Annotated in this window: 25 protein-coding genes; 18 read left to right on the top strand and 7 right to left on the bottom strand. The window is 65.1% G+C overall.

The window, feature by feature from the left end; translation table 11 throughout:
- Positions 1-71: 71 nt before the first annotated feature.
- Complete coding sequence (locus ASF08_RS09545; protein ID WP_018042641.1) at positions 72-572, bottom strand: VOC family protein; 501 nt, start codon at positions 570-572, stop codon at positions 72-74.
- A gap of 77 nt (positions 573-649) precedes the next feature.
- On the opposite strand from ASF08_RS09545, the gene uvrB reads away from it, so the two are divergent.
- From uvrB to ASF08_RS09530, 3 genes are all read left to right on the top strand, one after another.
- A complete protein-coding gene (uvrB, locus tag ASF08_RS09540) occupies positions 650-3,337 on the top strand; it encodes an excinuclease ABC subunit UvrB (RefSeq protein ID WP_056144239.1) in 2,688 nt (895 codons plus the stop codon).
- A 107-nt stretch (positions 3,338-3,444) separates the two neighbouring features.
- Positions 3,445-3,744 carry a hypothetical protein gene (locus tag ASF08_RS09535; RefSeq protein ID WP_056144236.1) on the top strand — a complete coding sequence of 100 codons (300 nt, stop codon included), beginning with the start codon at positions 3,445-3,447 and terminating at the stop codon, positions 3,742-3,744.
- Positions 3,745-3,782: 38 nt separating this feature from the next.
- Positions 3,783-4,523, top strand: a complete 741-nt coding sequence (locus tag ASF08_RS09530; RefSeq protein WP_056144233.1) for a YidB family protein — start codon at positions 3,783-3,785, stop codon at positions 4,521-4,523.
- A 7-nt stretch (positions 4,524-4,530) separates the two neighbouring features.
- On the opposite strand, the gene mutM is transcribed toward ASF08_RS09530, so the two are convergent.
- Positions 4,531-5,451 carry a bifunctional DNA-formamidopyrimidine glycosylase/DNA-(apurinic or apyrimidinic site) lyase gene (gene mutM, locus ASF08_RS09525; protein WP_056144230.1) on the bottom strand — a complete coding sequence of 307 codons (921 nt, stop codon included), beginning with the start codon at positions 5,449-5,451 and terminating at the stop codon, positions 4,531-4,533.
- A 144-nt stretch (positions 5,452-5,595) separates the two neighbouring features.
- Between mutM and ubiE the strand changes: the two genes are divergently transcribed.
- The 4 genes from ubiE (at position 5,596) to ASF08_RS09500 (ending at position 9,964) form a co-directional block, all read left to right on the top strand.
- Complete coding sequence (ubiE, locus tag ASF08_RS09520; protein ID WP_056144745.1) at positions 5,596-6,369, top strand: bifunctional demethylmenaquinone methyltransferase/2-methoxy-6-polyprenyl-1,4-benzoquinol methylase UbiE; 774 nt, start codon at positions 5,596-5,598, stop codon at positions 6,367-6,369.
- Between the two features lie 211 nt (positions 6,370-6,580).
- The gene (gene ubiB, locus ASF08_RS09510) at positions 6,581-8,137 is read left to right on the top strand and encodes a 2-polyprenylphenol 6-hydroxylase (protein WP_056144224.1); all 1,557 of its coding nucleotides are present in this window, start codon (positions 6,581-6,583) and stop codon (positions 8,135-8,137) included.
- Positions 8,138-8,237: 100 nt separating this feature from the next.
- Positions 8,238-9,509, top strand: coding sequence for a phosphopantothenoylcysteine decarboxylase domain-containing protein (locus ASF08_RS09505; RefSeq protein ID WP_056144221.1), 1,272 nt, complete (start codon positions 8,238-8,240; stop codon positions 9,507-9,509).
- Between the two features lie 245 nt (positions 9,510-9,754).
- Positions 9,755-9,964, top strand: coding sequence for a hypothetical protein (locus tag ASF08_RS09500; protein ID WP_018042632.1), 210 nt, complete (start codon positions 9,755-9,757; stop codon positions 9,962-9,964).
- Between the two features lie 24 nt (positions 9,965-9,988).
- Here the strand turns inward: ASF08_RS09500 and ASF08_RS09495 are convergent, their stop codons facing one another.
- Both ASF08_RS09495 and ASF08_RS09490 read right to left on the bottom strand, forming a co-directional pair.
- Complete coding sequence (locus ASF08_RS09495; RefSeq protein ID WP_018042631.1) at positions 9,989-10,396, bottom strand: VOC family protein; 408 nt, start codon at positions 10,394-10,396, stop codon at positions 9,989-9,991.
- A 53-nt stretch (positions 10,397-10,449) separates the two neighbouring features.
- Entirely contained in the window at positions 10,450-11,082 is a 633-nt protein-coding gene (locus ASF08_RS09490) for a glutathione S-transferase family protein (protein ID WP_056144218.1), read from the bottom strand.
- Positions 11,083-11,541: 459 nt separating this feature from the next.
- Here ASF08_RS09490 and rpsT point away from each other — a divergent pair, with 459 nt between their 5' ends.
- The 4 genes from rpsT (at position 11,542) to recF (ending at position 16,387) form a co-directional block, all read left to right on the top strand.
- Entirely contained in the window at positions 11,542-11,808 is a 267-nt protein-coding gene (gene rpsT, locus ASF08_RS09485) for a 30S ribosomal protein S20 (RefSeq protein ID WP_018042629.1), read from the top strand.
- Between the two features lie 564 nt (positions 11,809-12,372).
- Positions 12,373-13,884: a chromosomal replication initiator protein DnaA gene (gene dnaA / locus ASF08_RS09480; protein WP_056144743.1), complete on the top strand. Its 1,512-nt coding sequence runs from the start codon at positions 12,373-12,375 to the stop codon at positions 13,882-13,884.
- A 176-nt stretch (positions 13,885-14,060) separates the two neighbouring features.
- Entirely contained in the window at positions 14,061-15,182 is a 1,122-nt protein-coding gene (dnaN, locus tag ASF08_RS09475) for a DNA polymerase III subunit beta (protein ID WP_018042627.1), read from the top strand.
- Between the two features lie 41 nt (positions 15,183-15,223).
- Positions 15,224-16,387, top strand: coding sequence for a DNA replication/repair protein RecF (gene recF, locus ASF08_RS09470; protein WP_056144739.1), 1,164 nt, complete (start codon positions 15,224-15,226; stop codon positions 16,385-16,387).
- A 1-nt stretch (position 16,388) separates the two neighbouring features.
- Here the strand turns inward: recF and ASF08_RS09465 are convergent, their stop codons facing one another.
- Positions 16,389-17,015 (bottom strand): disulfide bond formation protein B, encoded by a 627-nt coding sequence (locus ASF08_RS09465; RefSeq protein WP_056144214.1) that lies wholly within the window; start codon positions 17,013-17,015, stop codon positions 16,389-16,391.
- Positions 17,016-17,025: 10 nt separating this feature from the next.
- Entirely contained in the window at positions 17,026-17,181 is a 156-nt protein-coding gene (locus ASF08_RS25310; RefSeq protein ID WP_018042624.1) for a DUF5993 family protein, read from the bottom strand.
- Positions 17,182-17,297: 116 nt separating this feature from the next.
- Here ASF08_RS25310 and ASF08_RS09460 point away from each other — a divergent pair, with 116 nt between their 5' ends.
- The 7 genes from ASF08_RS09460 (at position 17,298) to grxD (ending at position 24,829) form a co-directional block, all read left to right on the top strand.
- Positions 17,298-17,936 carry a LysE family translocator gene (locus ASF08_RS09460; protein WP_244474492.1) on the top strand — a complete coding sequence of 213 codons (639 nt, stop codon included), beginning with the start codon at positions 17,298-17,300 and terminating at the stop codon, positions 17,934-17,936.
- A 173-nt stretch (positions 17,937-18,109) separates the two neighbouring features.
- Positions 18,110-19,966, top strand: a complete 1,857-nt coding sequence (gene recQ, locus ASF08_RS09455; protein WP_018042622.1) for a DNA helicase RecQ — start codon at positions 18,110-18,112, stop codon at positions 19,964-19,966.
- Between the two features lie 160 nt (positions 19,967-20,126).
- Complete coding sequence (locus ASF08_RS09450; RefSeq protein WP_056144734.1) at positions 20,127-21,272, top strand: hypothetical protein; 1,146 nt, start codon at positions 20,127-20,129, stop codon at positions 21,270-21,272.
- 158 nt (positions 21,273-21,430) lie between these two features.
- Positions 21,431-23,650 carry a phosphoribosylformylglycinamidine synthase subunit PurL gene (purL, locus tag ASF08_RS09445; RefSeq protein WP_056144208.1) on the top strand — a complete coding sequence of 740 codons (2,220 nt, stop codon included), beginning with the start codon at positions 21,431-21,433 and terminating at the stop codon, positions 23,648-23,650.
- Positions 23,651-23,676: 26 nt separating this feature from the next.
- A complete protein-coding gene (locus ASF08_RS09440) occupies positions 23,677-23,913 on the top strand; it encodes a BolA family protein (protein ID WP_018042619.1) in 237 nt (78 codons plus the stop codon).
- Positions 23,914-23,935: 22 nt separating this feature from the next.
- Positions 23,936-24,442, top strand: a complete 507-nt coding sequence (locus tag ASF08_RS09435; protein WP_056144206.1) for a DUF29 family protein — start codon at positions 23,936-23,938, stop codon at positions 24,440-24,442.
- A 45-nt stretch (positions 24,443-24,487) separates the two neighbouring features.
- Complete coding sequence (grxD, locus tag ASF08_RS09430) at positions 24,488-24,829, top strand: Grx4 family monothiol glutaredoxin (protein WP_018042617.1); 342 nt, start codon at positions 24,488-24,490, stop codon at positions 24,827-24,829.
- 918 nt (positions 24,830-25,747) lie between these two features.
- Here the strand turns inward: grxD and ASF08_RS09425 are convergent.
- A complete protein-coding gene (locus ASF08_RS09425; RefSeq protein WP_056144202.1) occupies positions 25,748-26,572 on the bottom strand; it encodes a hypothetical protein in 825 nt (274 codons plus the stop codon).
- Positions 26,573-26,622: the final 50 nt, after the last annotated feature.

The raw sequence follows: 26,622 nt of genomic DNA, 5'->3' as shown, positions 1-26,622 counted from the left end.
CACCGAGGGTGGCACCGTCTGAATAAGCAGGTAGCACACCGGAGGGTTGCCGCCTAACGGTTTGCCGCTCCTCATGAATGCTCTCCAGCCGCGCGGAGATCGGCGAGGTCGAGTCGGCGGGTGAACATGGTGAGGCCGCCCTCCGCGTCACGCGGCCAGTCCGCTTCCGGTCTGTCCCGGTAGAGTTCGACCCCGTTCATGTCGGGATCACGCAGGTAGAGCGCTTCGCTGACACCATGGTCGCTGGCGCCGTCGAGGGCGATGCCGGCTTCGTCGAGGCGGCGCAGGGCATCGGCGAGGGAGGCGCGTGTCGGGTAGAGTATGGCGAGGTGGAACAGGCCGGTCGTGCCGGGCGCCGGCGGGCTGCCGCCTTCGCTCTCCCACGTGTTGAGCCCGATATGGTGGTGGTAGTCCCCGGCAGCGATGAAGGCGGCCTGGGTGCCATAGCGAGCTTTCAGGGTGAAGCCGAGCACTCCGCAATAAAAGGCCAGCGCTCGGTCGAGGTTCGCGACCTTGAGATGGACATGGCCGATCCGCGCCTGCGGATGGATCGGGTTCGACGTCGTCGTCATGATGGGTCTCGCTCCTGATCGTCGCGAAGCGATGGGCCGCCCTTTCCCCTTTCGTTCCGCGGGGCCATATTCCACCCATGCCTCCTGCGAACAAACCCCGCGTCTCCTCGGCGAAGGCTTCGAAGCCCGAGCTGAAACCGCTCGACGAGCATCTGGCGGCCCTGCTGAGCCCGGCGCTCAACCGCAACCGGCTGCCCGCCGTGGAGAATCCCACGCCGCCGGCTCCGCCGAAGAAGCCCGGCAGGCCCAAGAAAGCCGCATCGCCCCCCGGCGGTTTCGGTGAAGCGCCGCAGGCCGGGTTCACCCTCGGCGACGCGGCCGAGGTCGACCCACGCCTTGCGCAGGCGTTGGGGATCACGTCGCCGGAAGACGGTCCGGCACCCGAGGCGCTGGCGAACGAGGATGAGGGTTCGCTGGCCAGCGACGGCGTGTCCGCCACGGTGGACGCCCTGTCGCGCCTCCTCACCGAAGGCAACCCGCTGTTCCGGGACGGCAAGACCTGGGCGCCGCATCGCCCGGAGCGGCCGAAGAAATCCGAGGGCGGCCTCGCCTTCACGTTGAAATCCGAGTTCGAGCCCGCGGGCGACCAGCCCCGCGCCATCGCCGAACTGGTGGAGGGGGTGAACAAGAACGAGCGCGATCAGGTGCTGCTCGGCGTCACCGGCTCCGGCAAGACCTTCACCATGGCCAAGATCATCGAGGCGACGCAGCGCCCCGCCCTGATCCTGGCGCCGAACAAGACGCTAGCGGCGCAGCTCTACGGCGAGTTCAAGAGCTTCTTCCCCGACAACGCGGTGGAGTATTTCGTCTCCTACTACGATTACTACCAGCCCGAGGCCTATGTGCCGCGCTCCGATACGTTCATCGAGAAGGAATCCTCGATCAACGAGCAGATCGACCGGATGCGCCACTCGGCCACCCGCGCTCTGCTGGAGCGCGACGACGTCATCATCGTCGCGTCGGTCTCGTGCATCTACGGTATCGGCTCGGTGGAGACCTACACCGCCATGTCGTTCACGGTGTCGCTGAACGAGCGGATCGAGCAGCGCCAGCTGGTCGCCGACCTCGTGGCGCTCCAATACAAGCGCATCCAATCCGATTTTGCCCGCGGCACCTTCCGGGTGCGTGGCGACGTGATCGAACTCTGGCCTGCCCACTTGGAGGATCGCGGCTGGCGCATCGGCCTGTTCGGCGACGAAATCGAGTCGATCACCGAATTTGATCCGCTCACCGGCAAGAAGATCAACGACCTGAAATTCGTGAAGGTCTACGCCAACTCGCACTACGTCACGCCGCGTCCGACGCTCCAGCAGGCGATCAAGGGCATCAAGACCGAACTGAAGCTTCGGGTCGACGAGTTGACCAAGATGGGCCGGCTCATCGAGGCACAGCGGATCGAGCAGCGCTGCACCTTCGACATCGAGATGATCGAGGCGACGGGCGCCTGCAACGGCATTGAGAACTATTCGCGCTACCTCACCGGCCGCAAGCCCGGCGAGCCGCCGCCGACGCTGTTCGAATACCTGCCCGACAATGCCATCGTCTTCACCGACGAGAGCCATGTTACGGTTCCGCAGATCGGCGGCATGTACAAGGGCGACTTTCGCCGCAAGGCGACGCTGGCCGAATACGGCTTCCGCCTGCCCTCCTGCCTAGACAACCGCCCGCTCCGGTTCGAGGAATGGGACGCCATGCGGCCGCAATCGGTCCACGTCTCGGCGACCCCGGCGAAATGGGAGATGGAGCAGACCGGCGGTGTCTTCGCCGAGCAGGTCATCCGCCCCACCGGCCTCGTCGACCCGGTGATCGAGATCCGCCCTGCCCGTTCGCAGGTGGACGATCTGTTGGGCGAAGTGCGCGAGGTGGCCCAGGCCGGCTACCGCACCCTGGTGACCACGCTCACCAAGCGCATGGCCGAGGACCTGACCGAGTATTTGCACGAGAACAGCGTCCGCGTGCGGTACATGCACTCGGACATCGACACGCTGGAACGGATCGAGATCATCCGCGACCTGCGGCTCGGGGCGTTCGACGTGCTCATCGGCATCAACCTGTTGCGCGAGGGCCTCGACATCCCTGAATGCGCCCTCGTGGCGATCCTCGACGCCGACAAGGAGGGCTTCCTGCGCTCCGAGACCTCGCTGATCCAGACCATCGGCCGCGCCGCACGCAATGCCGATGCGCGCTGCATCCTCTACGCGGACAACATCACCGGCTCGATGGAGCGGGCCATGGCGGAGACCGAGCGTCGCCGCCTGAAGCAGCTCGCCTATAACGAGGAGCACGGCATCACGCCGCAGAGCGTGAAGCGTGGCATCTCCGACATTCTCAGCAGTGTTTTCGAGGGCGACCACGTCAAGGTGGATACCGGGCTCGCCAAGGACGCCGTCACCATCGGCCACAACTTCAAGGCCGTCATCGCGGATCTCGAGAAGCGCATGCGCACGGCCGCCGCCGATCTCGATTTCGAGGAAGCGGCGCGCCTGCGCGACGAGCTCAAGCGCCTGCAGGCGACGGAACTCCTGCTCTCGGATGATCCGATGGCGCGCCAGGGTGACGTTGAGCGCGACGCGGGCAAATACGGCGCGAAGCGGAGCCGCATCTCGAAGCCGAGCCTCGACAATATGGGTCCGGGCACCGACCGCGAATTACCCGTGGGAGGCGAAGCGCCGCTCTGGGCTGAGCGGCCGAAGCCGCGTTCGACGCAGGGGCTCGGCGGCCAGAAGCCGAAATACAAAGGCGGTGGCGGGCGCAAGCGCGACTGAAACACGCATCGTCGGCGGAACCCCCGGCCTAGGCTCGGGCTTGGAGAAGCATGTGACGGCGGCCCTTCACCTGTCGCCCCCATGCCTCGAACCGACGGAGCAATCCCATGCGCAAGGAACCTCTTATCCGGGCGAGCCTGCTCCTCGCTGCCGGAATCCTCCTGGTGCATACCGCGCCCGCTCAGGCGATCTCCGATCGTCGCGACCAACCGACGGCTGCCGACGTGCCGTCCGAAACCCGATCGGGCGAGACATCTGGTTCGAAGCCCATCGGCGATGTGAAGCCGCCGAGCGCCATCCGCCCCTCGACGGCTGTCACCGAGGATGACGGGAAGACCTCTCGGACCAACCCGCTCGATCATCTGCCCGCGCGCGACCGCGCCGGGACCGGCGGACGCCGGGAATAGAATTCGCCGTCAAGGCTCGCTGCTCAGGAGGAACGACCATGGGATTACTCGATCAGGTCATCGGCGGTGTGCTCGGCAACGTCCTCGGCGGCGGCCGGGGCAGCGATCACCAGCAAGGCGGCGGTTCCGGTGGCGGAGCGCTCGGAGGCTCCCTGTCGCCGATCGTCCAGGCTTTGCTGATGCTGCTTCTGCAAAAGGGCGGCGGCGGGCTGAGCGACATCCTCGGCGGCGGCCGGGGCGGCCCGCCGGATATGGAGCAAGGCCGGCGCGGGCCGCCCGAACCCTATGAGGAAGGCGACCAGGGCGGGTTCAACCAAGACCCGTACAATGAGGGCCGAGACCGTGGCGGCTACGGCGGCGGATCGCGCGGATCGTCGCCCGAAGGCGACTTCAGCGACCTGTCGGGGATGCTCGACGGACCCGGCGGCGACCAGGGCTCTCGCGATCAGGGGCATTCCTCCGGCGCGGGGTCTTACAGCCGCCTCGACCGGGAGCAGGGCGACGATCTCGGTGGGTTCGACGGGTTGATCGATAAATTGCAGCGCGGCGGTCTCGGCGACGCCATCGGTTCCTGGATCGGGCATGGACAGAACCAGCCCGTGGAGCCGAACCGGCTTGCCGACGCCCTCGGTTCGGACACAGTGAACACGTTGCAGAGCCGCACCGGGCTCTCCCGCGATGATCTGCTGTCGCAACTTGCACAAGCGCTTCCGGGCGTCATCGACGGGCTGACCCCGCAGGGGCGCAAGCCGGCTCCGGAGGAGCGTCGCGGCTGGTAATACCGAGTCAAGCCCGGCGAACAGCAGGTTTGCCGGGCTTCGCAGGCTGACAGGTGGCACAGTAGAAGGTCGAGCGGCCCGATTGCACGATCCGCGCGATGGTGCCGCCGCAGCCTTTCGTGGTGCAGGGCTCGCCGGTGCGGTCATAGACCCGGAACGCATGCTGGAACGAGCCCGACCCGCCATCGGTATGGGCATAGTCGCGCAGGGTGGACCCGCCGGCGGCGACCGCCTCGGTGAGCACGTCGCGGATCATCCGCGCGAGCAACCGCGCTTTCGTCGTCGGCCGCCCGTCGTCTTTCGCCAGGATTCCCGCCGGCAATTCGGGATGCAGCCCGGCGCGGTGAAGCGCTTCGCAGACATAGATGTTGCCGAGACCGGCAATGAGCCGCTGATCGAGGAGAGCGGCCTTCAGCGGCGTGATCTTGTTGCGGAAGAGGAGCGCCAGGCTCTCCGGGCTCATGGCTTCGCTCAGCGGCTCGATCCCCATCGCGGCGAAATGCTTACAGCCGGCGAGGTCAAGGGTCGGCACGAGGTCCATGAAGCCGAAACGGCGCGCATCGTTGTAAGTGACAGTCGCGCCGTTCGACATCGCCATCACCACATGGTCGTGCTTGGCGTTGCCGAGCGCCCCTTCGAGATAGAAATCTCCCGGCGAGACGTTGTGACCGTCCGGCAAGGCCACGTCGAAGCGCCCGCTCATGCCGAGATGCAGGATCAGGGTCTCCCCGGTGTCGAGACCGGCGGTGAGGTATTTCGCCCGTCGCGCCAGATCTGTCACCGTCGCGCCTTCGAGCCGCTGGGCGAAGCGCTCGGGGAAGGGAAACCGCAGGTTCGGCCGGCGCAGGGTCACGCGGGAGAATCGTGCACCCACCATGGCGGGGGAAAGCCCGCGACGGACGGTTTCGACTTCGGGCAGTTCTGGCATGGAGGGGGGCGAGGCTCTGGATCGGGGACGGCGCCTACATGACGAGAGCGGCATCCGCCACCCGATCGTCATGCACCTGTCTAACCCGGCACATGGCGATCCGTGCCGGCTTTCGCTATGACGCTCGCGCAAGAGGATGGTGACATGAGTTCGGCCGAGCGATCGAAGGAAGAGTCCAGCACGCATTTCGGGTTCGAGCAGGTTGCGCTCGACGAAAAGCAGGGGCGTGTCGACGACGTGTTCCGCTCCGTGGCGAAACGCTACGACCTGATGAACGACCTGATGTCGGGCGGGCTCCACCGCGCCTGGAAGTCGCATCTCATCTCGATGCTGCGGCCACCGCGCAACCGGCCTTTCCACCATCTCGACGTGGCCGGCGGCACCGCCGACATCGCCTTCCGCTGCCTGGAGGCGGGGGGCTCCGAAACCCATGTCACAGTGCTCGACATCAACGAGTCGATGCTGCGGGTCGGTGCGGAGCGGGCCGGCCACCGCTATGACGGCCGGATCGATTTCGTCACCGCGAATGCCGAGTCGCTCCCTCTGCCGAACGAAGCGTTCGACGCCTACACCATCGCCTTCGGCATCCGGAACGTTCCCCGGATCGACCTGGCCCTGGCCGAGGCACGCCGCGTCCTGAAGCCCGGCGGGCGCTTCCTCTGCCTGGAATTCTCAAAAGTCGATCTGCCCGTCCTCGACCGGATCTACGACGCCTACTCGTTCCACGTGATTCCTCGCTTGGGCGCGAGCGTGGCCGGCGATGCGGATTCCTACCGGTACCTCGTGGAATCCATCCGCAAATTCCCGACCCCTGGTCGATTTGCCGGCATGATCGAAGACGCCGGGTTCAAGCACGTTACCCACCGGCCCCTGTCCGGCGGAATCGTCGCGATCCATTCCGGCTGGAAGATCTCGTGACGTCAGATCGGATCGATCTGCCCGATCTGGTCCTACACAGCGGCCTCATCCTGAGGTGCCGCGATAGCGGCCTCGAAGGAGGCCTCCAGATCGCAGGGTGGCCTCTGGAAACCTCCTTCGAGGCCGCCGCTCCGCATCGTCACCTGAGGATGAGGTTCAGTGGTGGGACGAGTGCTGGTCCTGCCGTGATCACGCACGTCGAAAGCATCCCATGCTAGGCGCCATCGTCTATCTCATCCGCGGTGCCGGGGTCGGCTTCGTGCTGGCACGCGAAGGCGGGCTGTCGTTCATCGACCCCACCGAGCTACCGCCGCATCTTCGCTTCGCCCTTAAGCTCGGGCGGATGCTGGAGCGGCCGGGCCTCGGCGCCGGGGCGGGTCCGCTGCAACGTGCGCTGACCCGGCTCGGCCCTTCCTACGTCAAGTTCGGCCAATTCCTGGCGACGCGGCCCGACATCGTCGGCATGAATGCCGCCCTCGATCTCGAGAAGCTGCAGGACAGGGTTCCGCCGTTCCCACAGGAGCAGGCGATCCACGTGGTCGAAGCCGCCTTCGGCAAGCCGGTCCGCGAGCTGTTCCTGTCCTTCAGCGAGCCTGTGGCCGCCGCGTCCATCGCCCAGGTCCACAAGGCTCACATCCTCGACGCGAACGGCGTCGAGCGGGTGCTGGCGGTGAAGATCATGCGGCCGGGCGTGCGCGAGCGGTTCCAGCGCGATCTTCAGGTGATGCGGTTCATGGCTCGCGTGGTCCATGCCCTGTCGCCGAAGGCGGAGCGCCTGCGCCCGCGCGACGTGGTCGAGATCCTGGCCCGCTCCGTGATGATGGAGATGGATTTCCGGCTCGAAGCCGCGGCCATGTCCGAGCTCGCGCAGAACACCAAGGACGATGCCGATTTCCGCGTGCCGAAGCCCGAATGGGAGCTGACCGCGCGGGACGTGCTGTCGAGCGAGTGGATCGAGGGCATCCGGCTCAATGATCGCGCCGCCATCGTCGCTGCCGGCCACGACCCCAAGGCGCTCGGCCTCGCGGTCATCCAGTCCTTCCTGCGGCAGGCGATCCGCGACGGCTTCTTCCACGCCGACATGCATCCCGGAAACCTGTTCGTCGATGCGAGCGGCACGCTCGTGGCGGTCGATTTCGGCATCATGGGCCGGCTCGGGATGATGGAGCGGCGCTTCCTCGCCGAGATCCTGCTCGGCTTCATCCTGCGCGACTACAAGCGCGTGGCGCAGGTGCATTTCGAGGCGGGTTACGTGCCGGCCCACCATTCGGTGGAGGATTTCGCCCAGGCCATCCGCGCCATCGGCGAGCCGATCCACCAGCGACGGGCCGACGAGATCTCGATGGCCAAGGTGCTGACGCTGCTCTTCGACATCACTGCCCTGTTCGACATGAGCACCCGCACCGAATTGGTGATGCTGCAGAAGACCATGGTGGTGGTGGAAGGCGTCGCCCGTTCCCTGGACCCGCAGCTCGATATGTGGACCGGGGCGGAGCCGGTGGTCCGCTCGTGGATCGCGCGTAATCTCGGCCCCCTCGGGCGAATCGAGGGTGCGGGACGTGCAGCCCTGACCTTGTCCGACGTCGTCACCGACCTGCCCGATCTCGCCCAGCGCCTGCGCCGGATTCTCGTGCGTCTCGACGAGAGCGGAACCGGCGACCGCAAGGCGTTGGAGAGCATAGCCCGCAAGGAGCGTCGCCGGGCGCTGTGGTCCACGGCGGCGCTCTGGGCCATCGCGGTAGGCGCACTGATGATGGCGTTCCGGTAAGGGCCGGGTGAACGGGATGGCGCGGACACCGCTGTTCGTGGCCGCACTGTCATATCCGTTCGCTGTGGACGATCACGACGCGCGGGAGTAGCCCTCCATCATGACCCTCCCCCTCCAGAACCGACGCATCCTGCTCGTGATCGGTGGCGGTATCGCCGCCTACAAGTCGTTGGACCTGATCCGCCGCCTCCGCGAGCGCGGGGCGCGGGTGCGTCCGCTGCTCACGGCGGGGGCACAGGAATTCGTCACTCCTCTCGCCGCTGCCGCCCTCGCCGGGGAGCGCGCCCATACCGACCTGTTCGACCGGGCGGAGGAAGCCGATATCGGCCATATCAAGCTGGCGCGCGATGCGGATGCCATCGTGGTCGCGCCTGCCACCGCCAACCTGATGGCGCGGATGGCGAGCGGAGACGCCTCGGACCTCGCCTCCACGGTTCTCCTTGCGACGACCCTCCCGATCCTGATCGCTCCGGCGATGAATGTCCGCATGTGGCAGCATCCGGCGACGCGTCGGAACCTGGCGACGCTCAAGGGCGACGGTGTCCGAGTGGTCGGACCCAATGACGGCGCCATGGCCGAAGCGGAGTTCGGTCCGGGCCGCCTCGCGGAACCCCTGGAAATCGCCGATGCGGTCGAGGCCATGCTCGGTGAAATTTCGACGGCATCCTCGGCGGCGACCGGGGGATTCGGATTTCTCGCCGGTCGTTCGCCGCAGAAGCCTCTCGCGGGCCGGCGCGTCCTCGTGACGTCCGGCCCGACGCATGAACCGATCGACCCCGTACGATACCTCGCCAACCGCTCGTCGGGGCGACAGGGCCATGCCATCGCCGCCGCTGCCGCAGAAGCGGGCGCGGAGGTCACGCTGATCTCGGGTCCCGTGGCCATCGCCGACCCGAAGGGCGTTACAATCGTGCGTGTGGAGACCGCGCGGGAGATGCTTGCTGCGGTGGAGGCCGCCCTCCCCGCCGACCTCGCCGTCTTCGCCGCGGCGGTGGGGGACTGGCGCCCGGCTCAGGACAGTACGTCGAAGATCAAGAAGGACGGAGCGGCCGTGCCGCCCCTCTCCCTTGTGGAGAATCCGGACATTCTCGCCACCATCGCCAAGCGCAGTGAAGGGCGCCCGAAGCTGGTGGTCGGCTTTGCCGCCGAAACCGATTCGGTGATCGCCCACGCTCGGGCGAAGATCGCCCGCAAGGGCTGCGATCTGCTCGTCGCCAACGATGTCTCCGCCGAGGGCGGCGTCATGGGCGGCACCGCCAACACCATCCATCTGCTCGACCGGGACGGTGGGTTGGAGACATGGCCGACCCTCGACAAGGACGAGGTCGGGCGACGACTCGTGGAGCGCTTTGCCGCGCGGCTCGCACCGTGAGGCGGATCAATCTCGCAGATGCCACGTTAAGGCTTGACGAACACTTCGCACCGCATCATGTGGGCGCAACCGCCGTTGCCCGGCATATGCTCGGCTCGGTGGATCACAGGAACTTTCGAACCCAATGCCCAGCGACAGTAGTCGATGGACCGCGCCGAATTTGGCCGACCGCGTGTTGAGCGCCTGATCGCGTGATCGGGTTCACCCGCGATCGGCCTTGACGGCCGGTCGAACGAGGTGAGCCCATGACCTTCCAGACTCTTGCTTTCCGCCGTGCCCGCTCGCGCGTCGCTTCGCCCGCCCGCGACAACAGCGTGGCGTTGATCCTTCTCGTGATGATGTCGCTGGTCTTCGCGCCCGTCATCGGCATGCACCTCGTGGCGGCCTTCGCCCCCGCTTCGCTTCCCTCGACGCTGATGACGCGCTCGGCCGGCACGGCGCTTCCGCCGGGCTGAGCTTCGGCGGCCACGAAGCACGCCTTAGGATCGCGGCGGCATGGCTGCCGGATCCATATGCATCAGCTCCCAGACGTGGCCGTCCGGATCCTGGAACGAGCAGCCGTACATGAAGCCGTAATCCATGTTCGGCTTCCAAGGCTTGGCACCGGCCGCCAGCGCCTTGGCCAAGGTATCGTCGACCTCCTGACGTGATTCGCAGGAAAGGCAGGTCAGCACTTCGGTGGCCTTCGACGCATCGCAGATGTCGCCGGTGATGAAGTCACGAAAACGCGCTTCCGTCAGCAGCATCACGAAAATTCTGTCCGACACCACCATGCAGGCCGCATTCTCGTCGGTGAAGGCCGGATTGAACGTGAAGCCGAGGGCGCCAAAGAAGGTCTTTGAGGCTTCGAGATCCTTCACCGGCAGATTGACGAAGATCATCCGCATGTCTGTCGCTCCTTCTCATGATTCCGGTGGGCATGGTGGGTCGCGGACAGCGATCAGCCCGCTTCCTGCTGCTGGGCCGCCAGGGCGGATTCTTCGGCCGTGGTCTTGCGGAAGGAGGGGCGATCCTTGATCCGGGCGACGTAGGCGACGATCAAGGGTTCTTCCGGAACGAGTTTGAAGGCGGTCATCCAGCCGAGTGCGGCACCCCAAAGGATGTCGGCGGCGCTGAATCGCTCACCTAGAAGATATGGCCCCTTCGACAGGCCCGCGACGATGCTGTCGAGAACCGCGTCGAAGCTGCCATAGGGGGACATCGCCATCGGGCCCGGCTCTCTTTCGAGCGCGCGGTCAATCACCGCCGGCTCGAAGCACGACCCGTACAGAATCATCCAGCGAAGATAGGGACCGCGCAGCGGGTCCCCGATCGGCGGCGCGAGGCCCTTCTCGGCGAACTCATCGGCGAGATAGAGATAGATCGCGGCCTGCTCGGTGATGACCGCATCCCCGCGGCGGATGGCGGGGACCTTGCCCAGGGGATTGATCGCCAGATAGGGGGCCTCGCGATGCTCCCCCGCCCTCATATTGAGGACGTGCAGGCGGTAGGGCACCTGGAGCTCGTCCAGCAGGATGCGGACGCCAGACGAGCGCGTGTTGGGTGAATGATAGAGCGTGATGTCGGAGGTCATCGATTCCGTTTCGCGTGCGAATCGTGGAAGGCCACTTTCTCCGAAGCCTTGTCCCGGTCAAACATCGTCTCATCGTTAGGCGAAAAAAGACGGTCGCCGGATGATCGTGTCGGGAACGAGAGGGTTGTGTCGGGGCGCCCCCTTCAATTGTCGAAGCGGCGGATAACCTCTTCGTATTCCAATGCAATACTTGCCGTGATGGTGCTGCGTTGTCCGATCGGCGTCATTCTGTGCAGAATGTCGATGGCTCGGCCGAGGGTTCGGCAGCATCGGCGGCGCGGACATTCGCGCCTGTCGCGTTGACGGAATGCCGGGGCGTGTCTATAGAGCGCGCTTCGCCGACAGGCCGCACTCAAGCAGCCCGTCGGCTTCGCCATTGCCCGAACAACCTTCGCGCGTAGACCGACACACCAAGCCCGCGGGCTCGTCGGCATCGCCCTACATGAACGAGGATGCCCCATGGCCAACACCGTGTCGGCCAAGAAAATGACCCGCAAGATCGCGAAGCGGACCGCTGTGAACCGCTCGCGCCGCAGCCGTATGCGTACCTTCCTCCGCAAGGTCGAAGAGGCGATTTCCGGTGGCGACCAGTCCGTTGCGCTGACCGCCCTGCGGGCAGCCGAGCCCGAGATCATGCGGGCCGCTCAGCACGGCATCGTTCATAAGAACAACGCCTCCCGGAAGGTTTCGCGCCTCGCGGCGCGGGTGAAGGCTCTCGCAGCCTGATCCTTTCCTTCCTCGGATGACGCGAAAGAAGCCCGGCCTCAGTGCCGGGCTTCTTTCGTTTCAGGCTCGGTTTTCCGCCCCGTTCCCGATACTTTTTCCGCACGAGCCCGCCGGATGTCTCGTGGCGGGTGCCGGTCATCTCTCGATGGTCCGGCCGGCTGGTCATCGCTTCAATTTGAGTCGAACCGTTAACCCTACTTGCGAATCTGCCGTGTTGCGGAGTCTAGGAGGGCTGTGTAGATTAATGATCTCTCGCCAGAAGCGGGAAAATTCACACTTAATTCAAACCTATCCGAATCGTCCGCAAGGTTTCGGGCGGCTCAGGACTCGGTGCGGATCAGAGAGACTCTCACGGCACCTCACACAGCTTTCCCCGCAACCCCCGTTGTTAGGAGAACCGTAGCTTATTGTTGATAGGCTCCTCTCATCGGCAAAAGCCTGCGGTGGAGATGTTGACTCCGCAGGATCTCTATGGGTTCCGCGAATTCCTTGCGGGGCGTGAAGTCAGTCCAGTGTGCGTACGTTCCGAGCGGCGGCTTCGCCCTCGGCGCGAGGAGAGTGATGATGCATGTCGACGGTAGCGTGGCGGGTAACGCCGAGACCGGCATGGGTGGCGCAGGGGGATCGGACACGGTTGCTGCCTGGGCGCGCGTGAAGCGGCGCCTGCGGGCGGAATTGGGCGAAGACGTCTTCGCCAGCTGGTTCGCGCGTCTCGAATTGGTGGAGGTGGTCTCCGGGACCGCCCGCCTTAGCGTGCCGACCCGATTCCTTAAGAGCTGGATCGAATCCCATTATCTCGACCGTGTCCTGGCCACGTTCCGCAGCGAGGTAGAGAGCGTCTCGCTTATCGAGGTGGGCGTGCGCGGGGCAGGTGCTCCCCCACGCGTCGTTTCGGGTGCGGTCAAGTCCTCGGCTCCCGCGAGTCCCCTCGCCCGTCTCCAGGCCGCCAGCAACGCGCAGCCCTCATCCGGCGAGATGAGCTTCCCAGCCGAGGCGGAATCCTCCTCTCAGGCGCGCGGCGAAGCCTCCAGTGACCTCAACGGTGCGCCCCTCGACAATCGCCTCACCTTCGCGAGCTTCGTCGTCGGCCGATCCAATGCCCTGGCACACGCCGCAGCCGAGCGCGTGGCCCGTCATGATGGGCAGGGCGCCCTCTACAATCCGCTCTATTTCCATGCCGGTGTGGGCCTGGGTAAGACCCACCTTCTCCACGGCATCGGCCATGCTGCGCGCGAATCTGGCCGCCGTGTGATCTACCTGACCGCCGACCGCTTCATGTACGGCTTCGTCAACGCCCTGAAGACCCAGAGCGCGCTCGCCTTCAAGGAGAAGCTGCGCGCCATCGATCTCCTCATCCTTGATGACGTCCAGTTCATCCAGGGCAAGTCGATCCAGGCCGAGTTCGGGCACACGATCAACTCGCTCATCGATGCGGGCCGTCAGGTCGTCGTCGCCTCGGACCGCCCGCCCACCGAACTCGAAGCCCTGGAAGAACGGGTCCGTTCCCGTCTGGCCGGGGGCCTCGTGGTCGAGATCGGCACGCTGGACGAGCAGCTGCGCATGTCGATCCTGTCGGCGCGGCTCGCTGCCGTGCGGGTGGCGCATCCGAATTTCGAAGTGTCGCCCACCGTCGCCACCTATGTCGCCCGCGCGATCACCGCCAATGGCCGCGATCTCGAAGGCGCCGTGAACCGGCTTCTCGCCCATGCCACGCTCACCGGCACCTCCGTGACCATGGAGACGGCGGAAACCGCGATCCGCGACCTCGTGAAGAACCGGGAGCCCAAGCGCATCAAGATCGAGGACATCCAGAAGCTGGTTGCCTCGCGCTACAACGTCTCGCGTTCCGACATCCTGTCGGAGCGGCGGACCGCCGCCGTGGTCAAGCCGCGCCAGATCGCGATGTATCTGTCGAAGGTGCTGACTCTACGGTCGCTGCCCGAGATCGGCCGCCGCTTCGGAGGCCGCGACCACACCACAGTGCTCCACGCGGTCCGCAAGATCGATAAGCTGATCGGCGAGGACAATGTGCTGAACGACGAGGTCGAGCTCCTCAAGCGGATGCTGCAGGACTGATTGGCGGGATCGGAGCAATGCGGGAGACGTCCCTCCCGCATTGCCCTGGATAGAGCGTTCCGCGCTCTTGCGTTCGGACAGGGCCTTCGCCAAGTTCACCGGCCAAGCCGCCGGCTCCATCCGTCACCGTTTTCGGGGTGGGCGACGTTTTTTTAGAATGACCACGAGTTGTTGCGATGAAAGTCACTGTCGAGCGCGCGGCTCTCCTTCGATCGCTCGGCCACGTGCATCGTGTGGTGGAGCGGCGCAACACGATTCCGATCCTCTCCAACGTGCTCCTGCGCAGCGGGCCTGATGGACTGGAGCTGAAGGCGACCGACCTCGACATCGAGGTGACGGAATCCGTGCCCGCCGACATCGTCGATCCGGGTGCCACCACGGTGCCCGCGCATGTGATCTACGACATCGTGCGCAAGCTTCCCGATGGAGCGCAGGTCTCGCTGGAGACGAGCGGCGAGACTGGGCAGATGACGATCCGTTCCGGGCGCTCGCGCTTCTCCCTCGGTGCCCTGCCCGAGGGTGACTTTCCGGATCTCGCCGCCGGCGAACTCGGCACCAGCTTCGCCATTGGTGCCAGCGACCTCAAGCGCCTCATCGAGAAGACACAGTTCGCCATCTCCACAGAGGAGACGCGTTACTACCTCAACGGCATCTACCTCCACACGATCGAGGTCGACGGCGCGCTGAAGATGCGTGCGGTCGCCACCGATGGCCATCGCCTCGCCCGCGTCGAGATCGATGCTCCCGAGGGCAGCCGTGGCATGCCGGGCATCATCGTGCCGCGTAAGGCCGTGGCGGAGATTCAGAAGCTGGTCGAGGATGGCGGCGAAACCGTCGAGATCGACCTCTCGCCGGCCAAGATCCGCTTCCGCTTCGCCAGCGGCGTGACGCTGATCTCCAAGCTCATCGATGGCACCTTCCCCGACTACCAGCGGGTGATCCCGTCGGGGAACGACAAGTTCCTCACTGTGCAGCGCGACCAGTTCGCCCGTGCCGTCGACCGTGTCTCGACGATCTCGTCCGAGCGCGGCCGCGCGGTGAAGCTCGCCGTGCAGGAGGGCCGCCTCGCCCTCTCCGTCAACAACCCGGATTCCGGTAGTGCCACGGAAGAGCTCGACGTCGATTACGAGGCCTCCGCCCTCGATATCGGCTTCAATGCCCGCTACCTCCTCGATATCACCAGCCAGCTCGAGGGCGACACCGCTCTGTTCAAGCTCGCCGATCCCGGCTCGCCGACCCTGATCCAGGACCGCGAGGGCGCTTCGGCGCTGTATGTGCTGATGCCGATGCGGGTGTGATCGAGGTCGTTTCGCCGATTACCCAAGAAAGTTCGGGCATCGTGGATCCATCCACCGACGAACCGTCCGTCATCGGTCTGCGTCTCACCCGTGTCATCTGCCGCGACTTCCGCAACCATGCCGATCTCGACCTCGCTGTCGGGAGCCGTTTCGTCGCGCTTGTCGGCGAGAACGGGGCGGGGAAGACCAACCTGCTCGAATCGATTTCGCTCTTCTGCCCCGGCCGTGGCCTGCGGCGGGCGGACCTGTCGAGCATGGCGCGGAATGCCGGCTCCGGCGGGTTCGCGGTCTCCCTCGCGCTCAAACAGGGAGAGGACGAGCATCGTATCGGCACGGGCTTCGAGCCCGCCGTGGGCGACGGCCGGGCTACGCGTCTGTGTCGGATCGACGGCGAAACGGTAGGCTCCCCCGTAGCCTTCTCCGAGTTCCTGAGGGTGGTCTGGCTGACGCCGGATCTCGACGGTTTGTTTCGCGGGCCCGCCGGCGACCGCCGTCGCTTCCTCGACCGCCTGGTCCTTGCCGTCGACGCGACGCACGGCGCCAGAGTGAACGCGCTGGAGCGGGCGCTCCGATCGCGCAACCGCCTGCTCGAAGAGCGACCCAGCGACGGGCAATGGCTCGATGCGGTCGAGCGCGAAGTCGCCGAACTCGGCGTCGCTGTGGCGTTGGCGCGGCGCGAGACCGCCGAGCGGCTGGATCGCCTCATCGCCGAGACCCGCGATGACGCGCAGCCCTTTCCATGGGCGGGGCTCAGGCTGGAAGGCGACCTCGACGATCTCGTGGCCGTCTGGCCGGCCCTGGAGGCGGAGGACCGGTTCCGCGCCGCCCTCCGCCAGGGCCGCCACCGCGACCGTGCCGCCGGCCGCACCTTGGTCGGCCCGCAGGCCACCGATCTTGTAGTCCGCCATGGACCGAAGGACGTAGCCGCCGCAACCGCCTCGACGGGTGAGCAGAAGGCGCTGCTCATCGGCCTTGTGCTGGCCCATGCGCGCTTGGTTCAGGCCATGTGCGGCATCGCTCCCGTCATCCTGCTCGATGAGGTCGCGGCGCATCTTGATCCGCGACGGCGGGCCGGCCTGTTCGATGCCTTGGCCGCCCTGCAGGGGCAGGTTTGGATGACCGGTGCCGATCCGGCGCTGTTCGCCGAATTGGACGGCCGGGCCGACATGGTTTCGGTCTCCGACGGACGTATCGTGCGCGCCTGAATCACCGCGCGATGAGCCGATCGAACATCTCGTAGTTCACCGGATTGTCCGGACACAGGCCGAACCCGCATTCGGCAAAGGTCGAGCCGGCATTGGCCAGCGCCACGACGAGAAACAGCAGGACCACGGAAAGACCGAGCGCCCCGGCCCGGGTGCCGGGAAGAACCGTTGGCGCCGTTCCGGTGGGCTGCCCAAGGACCGAGACCGTCTCCGGGCGGGACACGGAGGCCTCAGGGGTGAACTGCCGATCCCACAGGCACAGGATGGCGACGGCGACGATTACGCCGGTGAAAGCGATGAGCGCCCAGACATAGAAATGGAGGCCGAACAGGGCCGAGCCGTAGGTCCCGGTTCCGGGGATGATGTGCAAAGCCGTCTGACGGGCGGAGACCGCACCCCCCACCACGGCGCTCAGGATGACGATGGCATAATGCGACGGTCTCGGCCGGTCACAGATATTGAGGACCAGTCCCAGGCCGACCGCCGTGAAAGCGGCGCGCTGAAGGACGCAGAGCGGGCACGGCAATTCTCCGAGGACGATCTGAAACCAGAACGCCACGAGCAAAATGAGGCTGCAGCCAAAGAGTCCCGCTGCGTTGAGCGCGCGGGCGAGGGACGATGCGGACATTCCGTGGCCTTCAGAAGACGAGCGGCAGGGCGTCGGTGGCGTGCTCGCGGAACAACGCCAGCAACACGCCCAGGGACAGGCCCCAGAGGAGCAAGGCCAGGCCGCGTCTCCCGGCGATCGCCGCCCCCGTGGCGCCAGCGAAACCGAGGAAGGGAAGGACCATCATGGGATAAACTCGCCGGTCTTTCATCGGCCCGCGATGACGACCCGCTGACCCTTGCCCATCTGAGCAGACATCTCCTTTCGGGTGACTTAAGATGTGAAGTCTTTGTATGTCCTGTATTGCAACTTTCGACCGGAGCAGGCGTCATTCCCATCGCGCAACTTGTCGTCTTTGCCGCCATCTATGCCGCCGCCGTAGCCTCCCCCGGACCCGGCGTCGCGGCTCTGGTAGCGCGTGTCCTCGCCGAGGGCACCCGCGGCATCGGTGCCTTCGTCGCGGGCTTCATTGTCGGCGACCTGATATGGTTCGCCGTCGCGGCGGGTGGATTCGCCCTGGTGGCGCAGACCTTCGCGCCGCTCCTCGTCGCCCTGAAATATGCCGGCGCGGTCTATCTCGCTGTCCTGGCGTTCAAAGCCTGGACATCCCGGGTCGGCGTGATCGACGCGGAGCCTCTTCGTGACGAGGGTGCATTGCGCCTGTTCGCGGGCGGCCTTGCCGTCACCCTGGGCAACCCGAAGGTGATCCTATTCTTCCTGGCCCTGCTGCCGACGGTCGTCGACCTCGACCGGATCGATGCTCCGGGGCTGGCGGAACTTGGCGCCACCATCGTTCTCGTCCTCGGCACCATCCTCTACGGTTATGTCCTGGCGGCCGAACGAGCCCGGCGCGTCATGACCTCCGCCAGGGCACGACGACTGCTCAACCGTGGAGCCGGGACGGTCATGGCCGGCGCTGCCGTCGCTATCGCGTCCCGCTGATACGTTCTCGAGATCGAGGTGAGGTGGTGGTCCTGACGATTGACCTCGGGGTCCAGGGCCGTCAAAGCCACCCTCCTAGCAAATGACGGCCTCGACGGCGGCATTGCCGTGCCAAGGATGGCCGGCGCGACGTCCGCCTGCCGCCTTTCCCTGACCGCGATGACGGGCCCTGCATGACCGACCGCCTCGACGAAGCTCGACGCGCCCTCAAGACCACCTTCGGCTACGACGATTTCCGGCCCGGACAGGACGAGGTGATCGGTGCCGTCCTGGATGGGACGGATGTGTTCGCGGTGATGCCGACGGGCTCGGGCAAGTCGATGACCTATCAGCTGCCGGCGCTGGTCGAATCCTCGCTCACGGTGGTCGTGTCGCCGCTGATCGCCCTCATGCACGATCAGGTCCAGCAGATGATCGGTTTCGGCGTCGAGGCGGCGACCCTGAACTCATCGGTGGCGGAAGCGACGTCCCGGGAGACCTGGCGCAAGATCCGCAGCGGCGATCTGCGGCTCCTCTTCGTCTCGCCTGAGCGGCTGATGATGGAAGGGCTGATGGATGCCCTGCGCGGGGCTGGCGTCCGGCGGCTGGCCGTGGACGAGGCTCATTGCGTCTCGCAATGGGGCCATGATTTCCGCCCGGAATACCGCGATCTCTCCAAGGCGCGCGAAGCGTTGGGGAATGTCCAGACCGTGGCGCTCACCGCTACCGCCGATAAGGCGACGCGGGCCGACATCACCGAGCGGTTGTTCCCGGCTGGTCGCGACCTGAAGGCCTTCGTCCATTCCTTCGACCGGCCGAACATCCGGCTGACTTTCACGCCGAAGGACAACCCGACCCGCCAGATCGAGCGCTTCTTGCGCCACCGACGCTCCGAGAGCGGCATCATTTACTGCTCGTCGAGGAAGCGCACGGAGCAACTCGCGGAGGTGCTCGCCAAGGATGGGTTCAACGCCCTCCCCTACCATGCCGGCCTCGACCAGGGCACGCGCATGAAGAACCAGGACACGTTCCTTCAGGAGGACGGGGTGGTGATGACCGCCACCGTCGCCTTCGGCATGGGCATCAATAAACCGGACGTGCGCTTCGTCTGCCACGCCGACATGCCCTCCAATGTCGAGGGCTACTATCAGGAGATCGGCCGCGCCGGCCGCGACGGCCTGCCCGCCGACACGCTCACGATCTACGGCCTCGACGACATGTCGCTCCGCCGCCGGCAGATCGACGAGAAGGACGTGCCCGATGAGCGCCGTCGCGTCGAGCGGCGCAAGTTGGAGGCGATGATCGCTCTGTGCGAGGGGGCGACCTGCCGACGCCAATCGCTCCTCGGCTATTTCGGCGAGGCGAGCGAGCCCTGCGGCCGCTGTGATCTGTGCCGCAGCGGCATCTCGCTCATTGATGCCACCGTGCCGGCGCAGAAGCTGCTCTCGGCCATCGTGCGAACGGGGCAGCGATTCGGCGCGGCTTATGTCTGCGACGTGGTCCACGGCAAGGAGACCGACACGATTCGGCGCAACGGGCACACGGCGCTGAAGACCTTTGGCGTCGGTGCCGACAAGCCGCTACCGGCATGGCGGGCGATGCTGCGCCAGCTCTTCGCAGCCGGTGCCGTGGCGGAGAACGACGACGGGTTCGGTGGGCTCTCCCTGACCGAGAAGGGCGAGGCCATCCTGTTCGGCCGCGAAGCGATCCAGATGCGGCCGGACCCGGAGCCGAAGGTGGCCGAGCCTCGCGACCGCAAGCGCAGCGGCGCGGCGCGCGAAGATGCGACCCTCGATCTCGATCCAGCGACGGAAGCTCTGTTCCAGCACCTGCGTGGCCTGCGCGCCACCATCGCCCGCACTGAGGGCATCGCCGCCTTCATGGTGTTCCCAGACCGGACGCTGATCGAGATGGCGCGGGCGAAGCCGGTGGATCTCTATGCCCTAAGGACGGTCCACGGCGTCGGCGAGCGCAAGCGCGATGCCTACGGGGAGCGGTTCGTCACAGCAATCGCGGAGCATCTCGCTCATGGGGCCGGGGGCAACGCCTGATGCGAATTCGCACTCGTACGAGGTCGACCTGATCGTGTAGGGACCGGTTCCGGCGCTTCGCTTGCAGGCGCCGCCCACCTTCTCCTCCTGCTGCACGGATAAACATCCCATCGCTTCGGAATCACCCGCCACAGATCTCCTTCCGCGCCAGATTTTTTACATGCCGGGTTTCGATCCGCGTGAGCCCGAAACCTATTGGGGCTTGTTTCGGCGCGAGAGCCGACTGACGGCAGTGAGGCGCCGCATGGCCATCGCCGTGAGCGACCCGGTGCGGTCGGAAGATGGCTTGCGCCTCGATTGGACGGTGAACGTGGACGGGGCCCCCACGCGCTATACCCTGCTGCGCTGGGACGACATCGTCCGCGCCCGCTTTCCGCGATCGAACTGGCGACGCCTTGTGGAGGTCCCCGCCCTATGGTGGCGCCTCTACCGCAGCGGCTACGTTCGTAGGTTTCGGCGGGAAGCCAAGCGCTTTGCCCGCGTGATCATCGGCGTCCACCAGATCTATGCCGGCCTGATCGTCGCATCGGTGATCCTGGCGGCGTTGCCGTCTATGCTCGGACCGTCAGGCTGGCGACCCTGGTTGATCGCGGCGATCCCGGTCCTCTCCTACGCCCTCCTCGCCGGCCTGATGGGCTTGACCCGGTCCAAACCGTTCTATGTCGCCCACCTCGTGGACGACGCCGCATTCACCCACGACCACGCCAGCGGTGCCGAGACGCGCATGCGCCGGCGTCTCGACGCCTTCGCCGATGAGATACGCACCGCTGAAGGCAGAGCAAGCGAGATCGTCGTCATCGGACATTCCTCATCGAGCTTTCTCGGCGTCGAGGCTCTCGACAGGGTCCTCACGCAGGATCCCGGCTTCGGGCAGCGTGGCACGCCGGTTTCCTTCGTCAGTATCGGCAGCGTGATCCCTTGGATCACCCTCGATGCACCGGCTGGCGAGATGCGCGCGGCCCTCGCGCGGGTGGCGGCATGCCGCGCCATCCGTTGGCTTGACGTGCGTGCGAAGTGGGACTGGCTTTCGGTCCACCAACGCGACGTCCTCAGCGCCTCCGACATGCCCTCCCCGCCTGCACATCGGCCGGTGGAGATCCATGTCCGCATCACCGACCTGATCGAGAAGAACATTATCGCCCGGCGCAAGTGGAATCTGTTCCGCATGCATTTCCAGTTGCTGATGTCGAGCCTGAACCCACAGGCATTCGATTACGTCGCCTTCGTCGCTGGTCCCGAGCCTATCCACAGCGCCATCGATCGCCTGCGTCTTCCAGGTGAGCCCGCCTCCGAGAAGGTCGTCTGACGCAGCGTTTCCGCCAGTCCGCATGGCCGGACGCCGCTTTGATGAGTTGCCAGCACGGGCGCTTACCCTCTAGAGCCGACCGGACTTGGTGAACCTCGCAAACCCATTCCGAGATCGGGAGGGGCGCGACAGATACCTGAGCGGTCGAGAGGGGTCGCATGTTCCGCAACGATGTTCCGATCACACCGGAGCTGGTACGCCAGCATGGCCTGACGCCGGACGAGTACGAGCGCTTCCGTGGCCTGATCGGACGCGATCCGACCCTGACCGAGCTCGGCATCGTCTCGGCCATGTGGAACGAGCACTGCTCCTACAAGTCCTCGCGCAAGCACCTGCGCGGCCTGCCGACCTCGGCGCCATGGGTGATCCAGGGACCCGGCGAGAATGCCGGTATCATCGATATCGGAGACGGTCTGGCCTGCGTCTTCAAGATGGAGAGCCACAACCACCCGAGCTTCATCGAGCCCTATCAGGGCGCAGCGACAGGGGTTGGCGGCATCCTGCGCGACGTGTTCACCATGGGGGCGCGGCCGATCGCGGCGCTGAACGCCCTGCGCTTCGGCTCTCCGGACCATCCCCGCACGCGCCACCTCGTCTCCGGTGTGGTGGCCGGCATCGGCGGCTACGGCAATTCCTTCGGCGTCCCAACCGTGGGCGGCGCCGTCGGTTTCCACCCGCGCTATGACGGCAACATCCTCGTCAACGCTATGGCGGTGGGCCTCGCCCGCACCGACGCGATCTTTTATGCGGCGGCAACAGGCGTCGGGAACCCAATCGTCTATCTCGGCTCTAAGACCGGCCGCGACGGCATCCACGGCGCCAGCATGGCCTCGGCCGAGTTCGACGACGCCTCCGAATCGAAGCGCCCCACGGTGCAGGTCGGCGACCCCTTCGCCGAGAAGCTGCTGCTCGAAGCCTGCCTCGAACTGATGGCGACGGGAGCCGTCATCGCGATCCAGGACATGGGTGCGGCCGGCCTCACCTGCTCGGCCGTCGAGATGGGCGCCAAGGGCGATCTCGGCGTAGAGCTCCACATCGAGAAGGTACCGGCCCGCGAAGAGAACATGAGCGCCTACGAGATGATGCTCTCGGAGAGCCAGGAGCGCATGCTCATGGTGCTCAAGCCCGGCATGGAAGCGGAAGCCGAGGCCGTTTTCGTAAAATGGGGCCTCGATTTCGCGATCATCGGGCACACCACCGACACTCTGCGCTTCGTGGTGAAGCATGACGGCGTCACGATGGCCGACCTGCCGATCAAGGAACTCGGCGACGAAGCCCCGCTCTACGACCGGCCGCACATCGCCAACACGCACCAGCCGGTGATCGCGGCCGCCGACGTGCCTGCGCCGATCGGCAATGCCGAGGCCCTGAAGAAGCTGGTCGGCTCCCCCGACCTCTCTTCGAAGCGCTGGGTCTACGAGCAGTACGACCACTTCATCGGCGGCAACACCGTGCAGAAGCCCGGTGGCGACGCCGCCATCGTTCGCGTCGAGGACGGACCCAAGGGGCTAGCCCTGACCGCCGACGTGACTCCGCGCTATTGCGAGGCGGACCCGGTGCAAGGCGGCCGGCAGGCCGTGGCGGAAGCCTGGCGCAACATCACGGCGGTGGGCGCCAAACCTCTCGCTATCACCGACAACCTGAATTTCGGCAACCCGGAGAAGCCCGAGGTGATGGGGCAGCTCGTCGGCTGCCTCAAGGGCATCGGCGAGGCCTGCCTCGCCCTGGACTTCCCGGTCGTCTCCGGCAACGTCTCGCTGTACAACGAAACGAACGGCGTCGGCATCCTGCCGACCCCGACCATTGGCGGCGTCGGCCTTCTCGACGATGTCACGAAACACGCCACAATCTCGCTGAAGCGTGACGGCGATATGCTCGTCCTCGTGGGCGCCACGGAAGGCTGGCTCGGCCAATCGGTCTATCTCTCGGTGGTTTCCGGGCGCGAGGATGGTGCGCCGCCGCCGGTCGATCTCGCGGCAGAGCGCCGCAACGGCGATTTCGTGCGCAGCCTCATCGTCTCGGGCCTCGTCGACACCGTGCACGACCTCTCCGATGGCGGGCTTGCCGTGGCTCTTGCCGAAATGGCCATTGCCGGTGGTATCGGCGCGACCCTGCCGGATGCGCCCGCCGGTCTTCCCGCGCATGCCTATCTCTTTGGAGAGGACCAGGCCCGCTACCTCCTCAGCGTCGACCCGGAGAACGTGCCGGACCTTCTCTACAGCGCGAACGCGCAGGGTATTCCGGCCTCCGTCATCGGCTTTGCTGGAGGGCAAGATTTGACCTTGCCCGCGGGCGAAACCATATCCGTCTCGGATCTGCGCGAGGCGCATGAAGGCTGGCTGCCGACCTACATGGCGACCCGGCCTGCCACGGTCTGAACGTCACTCGAAAGGGATTGAGTCCGATGCCGATGGATGCGCGCGATATCGAGGCCATGATCCGTGAAGCGCTGCCCGACGCCACGATCGAGATCAAAGACCTGGCCGGCGACGGCGACCATTATGCCGCCACAGTCATCTCCTCGGCCTTCAAGGGTAAGACTCGCGTAGCGCAACACCAACTCGTCTACGGTGCGCTTCAGGGGCGGATGGGGGGCGTCCTGCACGCCCTTGCGCTCACCACCGGTGTCCCGCAAGATTAGGGGCGATCAACAGGGCGTCCCCATGGACCAGCCGAGCCTGTACGACGACATCGTGAGCGGGACCGAGCAGCGGGCGTCGGACTTGCGCGCCCTCTCGCGAAGGTCCGACCTGTCCAATATGCTGGACTGGGAGAATATCGCCGAGGAGATGGTGAGCGTAGGGCGTTCGCAGGCCCAGGCCGGTGAAAACCTCCGCACTCAAAGCCCGGTGCATCTCTTAGAGCGGCTATCCGCGCCACGCACGCTCCCCGTAGAGCATTGGCGCAGGGAGGTTGAGACCTTCCAGATCGGTGCCCGCGGACGTTGCGAACCTTCCATGTCGCAGCGTATCGACTGGTTCAACGGCTGGGCCGCAACCCAGGAACTAGCCAAGCCGGGACGGACCGCATACGGCGATACGCTGATCTCCAACTTGCCGTTTCAATGCTCCTTGGACGTGGACGATCCCCTGGTCACCCCATTCTACATTGACGACGCGCTTTTGAGGATCGCCGAAACGACGATCTTGAAATCGCCGGAAAAACACTGACTTCAAGCGCTAGTTCCCCGCCTCAGTCCTGGAAAGGATATTTGCATGACCGACGTCAACGCCGCCATCAAGACCGAAATCGATTCCCAGGACGTCGTCGTGTTCATGAAGGGCACGCCACAGTTTCCGATGTGCGGCTTCTCCGGCCAGGTCGTGCAGATCCTCAATTACCTCGAAGTGCCGTTCAAGGGCGTGAACGTTCTCGACGACATGGCGATCCGCGACGGGATCAAGGCCTTTTCGAATTGGCCCACCATTCCGCAGATCTACGTCAAGGGCGAGTTCGTGGGCGGTTGCGATATCACCCGCGAGATGTTCCAGTCGGGAGAATTGCAGCAGTTCCTCACCGAGAAGGGTGTGGCTGTAAAGGCGACTGCAGTCGCCTGAAGCGACCAAAGCTCAATTTTAAATGTCGATTAAGGGCGCGCGAGCGCCCTTTTTCGTGTCGCTCACAATTTATCGGTACAAGAGCGCAACAGCCGATTTTACATTGAACCTTAGGCAGGGGGGCCTTGGGCTCGAGGATGAGGGGCGATTGGCTACCCATCCAAGGTCATCGCGGGCCACGTCAGAGGGTCATCGATTTATGTAGAGTATTAGATAAGGTACATAGAGGGTGATATTTTTTGGTTAAATCATAAATCTTCAGTATCAATGTGATTAAAAACGAGCAAATTTCAGTAATTATTGGTTTTTATTGGGTGAGCATCCATTTTTATTATTTGAAAATGAACCGATAATAAATCCTTCTATTTGATATTTTCTCAAAAATCTGAGATTTGTGCCCGCGACGATTAGCTGGGTTTCAGTTTCATGCGCCCATGGATGGGGTGAGGCGGCCGACGCTTACTATACTTTTGCAGGAGGTCCCATTCCAGATTGTATGAACCTGTAATCGAGTGTGTTGCCGCACTGCGGAAACTTCGTGGCGATGCAAAATGCAAATTAAGCGTAAACAATCGTCGCGGACGGGAACTTGTTGCCGGAATCCACATTGTCGGTTTATACGCACACAACGACCCATGCGAAGTTCGCACGGCTCAAGGTCCGGTGACCGCAATGCCAGTGTTTGAAGCAAAGAATCTGGATTCAGAATTCGAGGGACAGGCTCTCCTCGCGGCCATTCTGTTCCCCACCCAGGAAGCGCAGGATCGGGCACTAACCCATGGCCGCAACCGCGCTGCACGCGGGTGCGCTATGGCTGATCCCCTCACTATTGAAGCGCGGTATCCGCATTCCCTGCGTGATCCAGAGATCGAAGTACAGCTGTCCTGATTCCGCGCATACTCGATATTGTCCGTCGGCTCACCAAGTTTGGCTGGTGATCAGGCCCTGTTTCGTTACAACCGCCCAGCTCCGCCCGCGTCTCTCGACTGAATCGACCTTGCCGACGCCTGGGATCGTGTCCCCTGGACCGACCTCCACGAGGCGATGACGACGATCCTCGATGACGGCCACACCGTTATAGACCTCGCGCACAGCCCATCCATCGATGACAGCCGGTGTCGAAGCTTTTGCTTTGTCGGGAAGGGATCCGGTCTCCGTTGGCTCAGGCTGCTGAGGCTTGGCGGCTTGCGTCGCCGCCACAGGAGTGGCCGGAGCGGGCGCCGCCGCTCGCTTGTCCAATTGCGACGTCAGAGCAGCGATTTTTGCCGTCTGGTCTCGCTCTGTTTGATCCTGCCGGTCGGCGAGGCTCGTGACTTTTGAAACGATAGCCTGTTCGGCCTTGCCGATCCGGTCGTTGAGGGCGGCGGACCGATTCTTCGCTTCGCTGCGGACAGACTCGGTAGCATCCTGCACCTGCGCGAGAACCTTTCCTAGCTTCTCGATTTCGGTCTGTAGACGGGCGACATCCGCCTGGCGGATTTCCAGACGGGATTGGATCTGCGCCAGCTGCTCCGAGGATGGATCGGATTTCGGCGAAACGAGGCTCATCGCTCCTGCGCCCACAGCGAGCCCGATCACGAGGGCCGCCGCCGCCACTCCGCCAAGAAGCGGGGAAATCGATGGCAGTCGCCGACGCTTCTCCGGCATCGGCGCGGGCTTCACCTTGGCGCCGCTAACGGCTTGTTTTAAAAGCGCTTCCGGCGACCGATCGGACTCCGCCGCCCCGATGACCTTATCCGCCATGTCTCAAGCTTCCCGTTTGACCGTGTCACCAACGATTAAGGACGTTTGTT

It is taken from the genome of Methylobacterium sp. Leaf85 (genome assembly GCF_001422125.1).
Classification (GTDB): domain Bacteria; phylum Pseudomonadota; class Alphaproteobacteria; order Rhizobiales; family Beijerinckiaceae; genus Methylobacterium; species Methylobacterium bullatum.
Note: the sequence above shows the minus strand (reverse complement) of the source record. Positions and strands in the feature narration are given on the sequence as shown.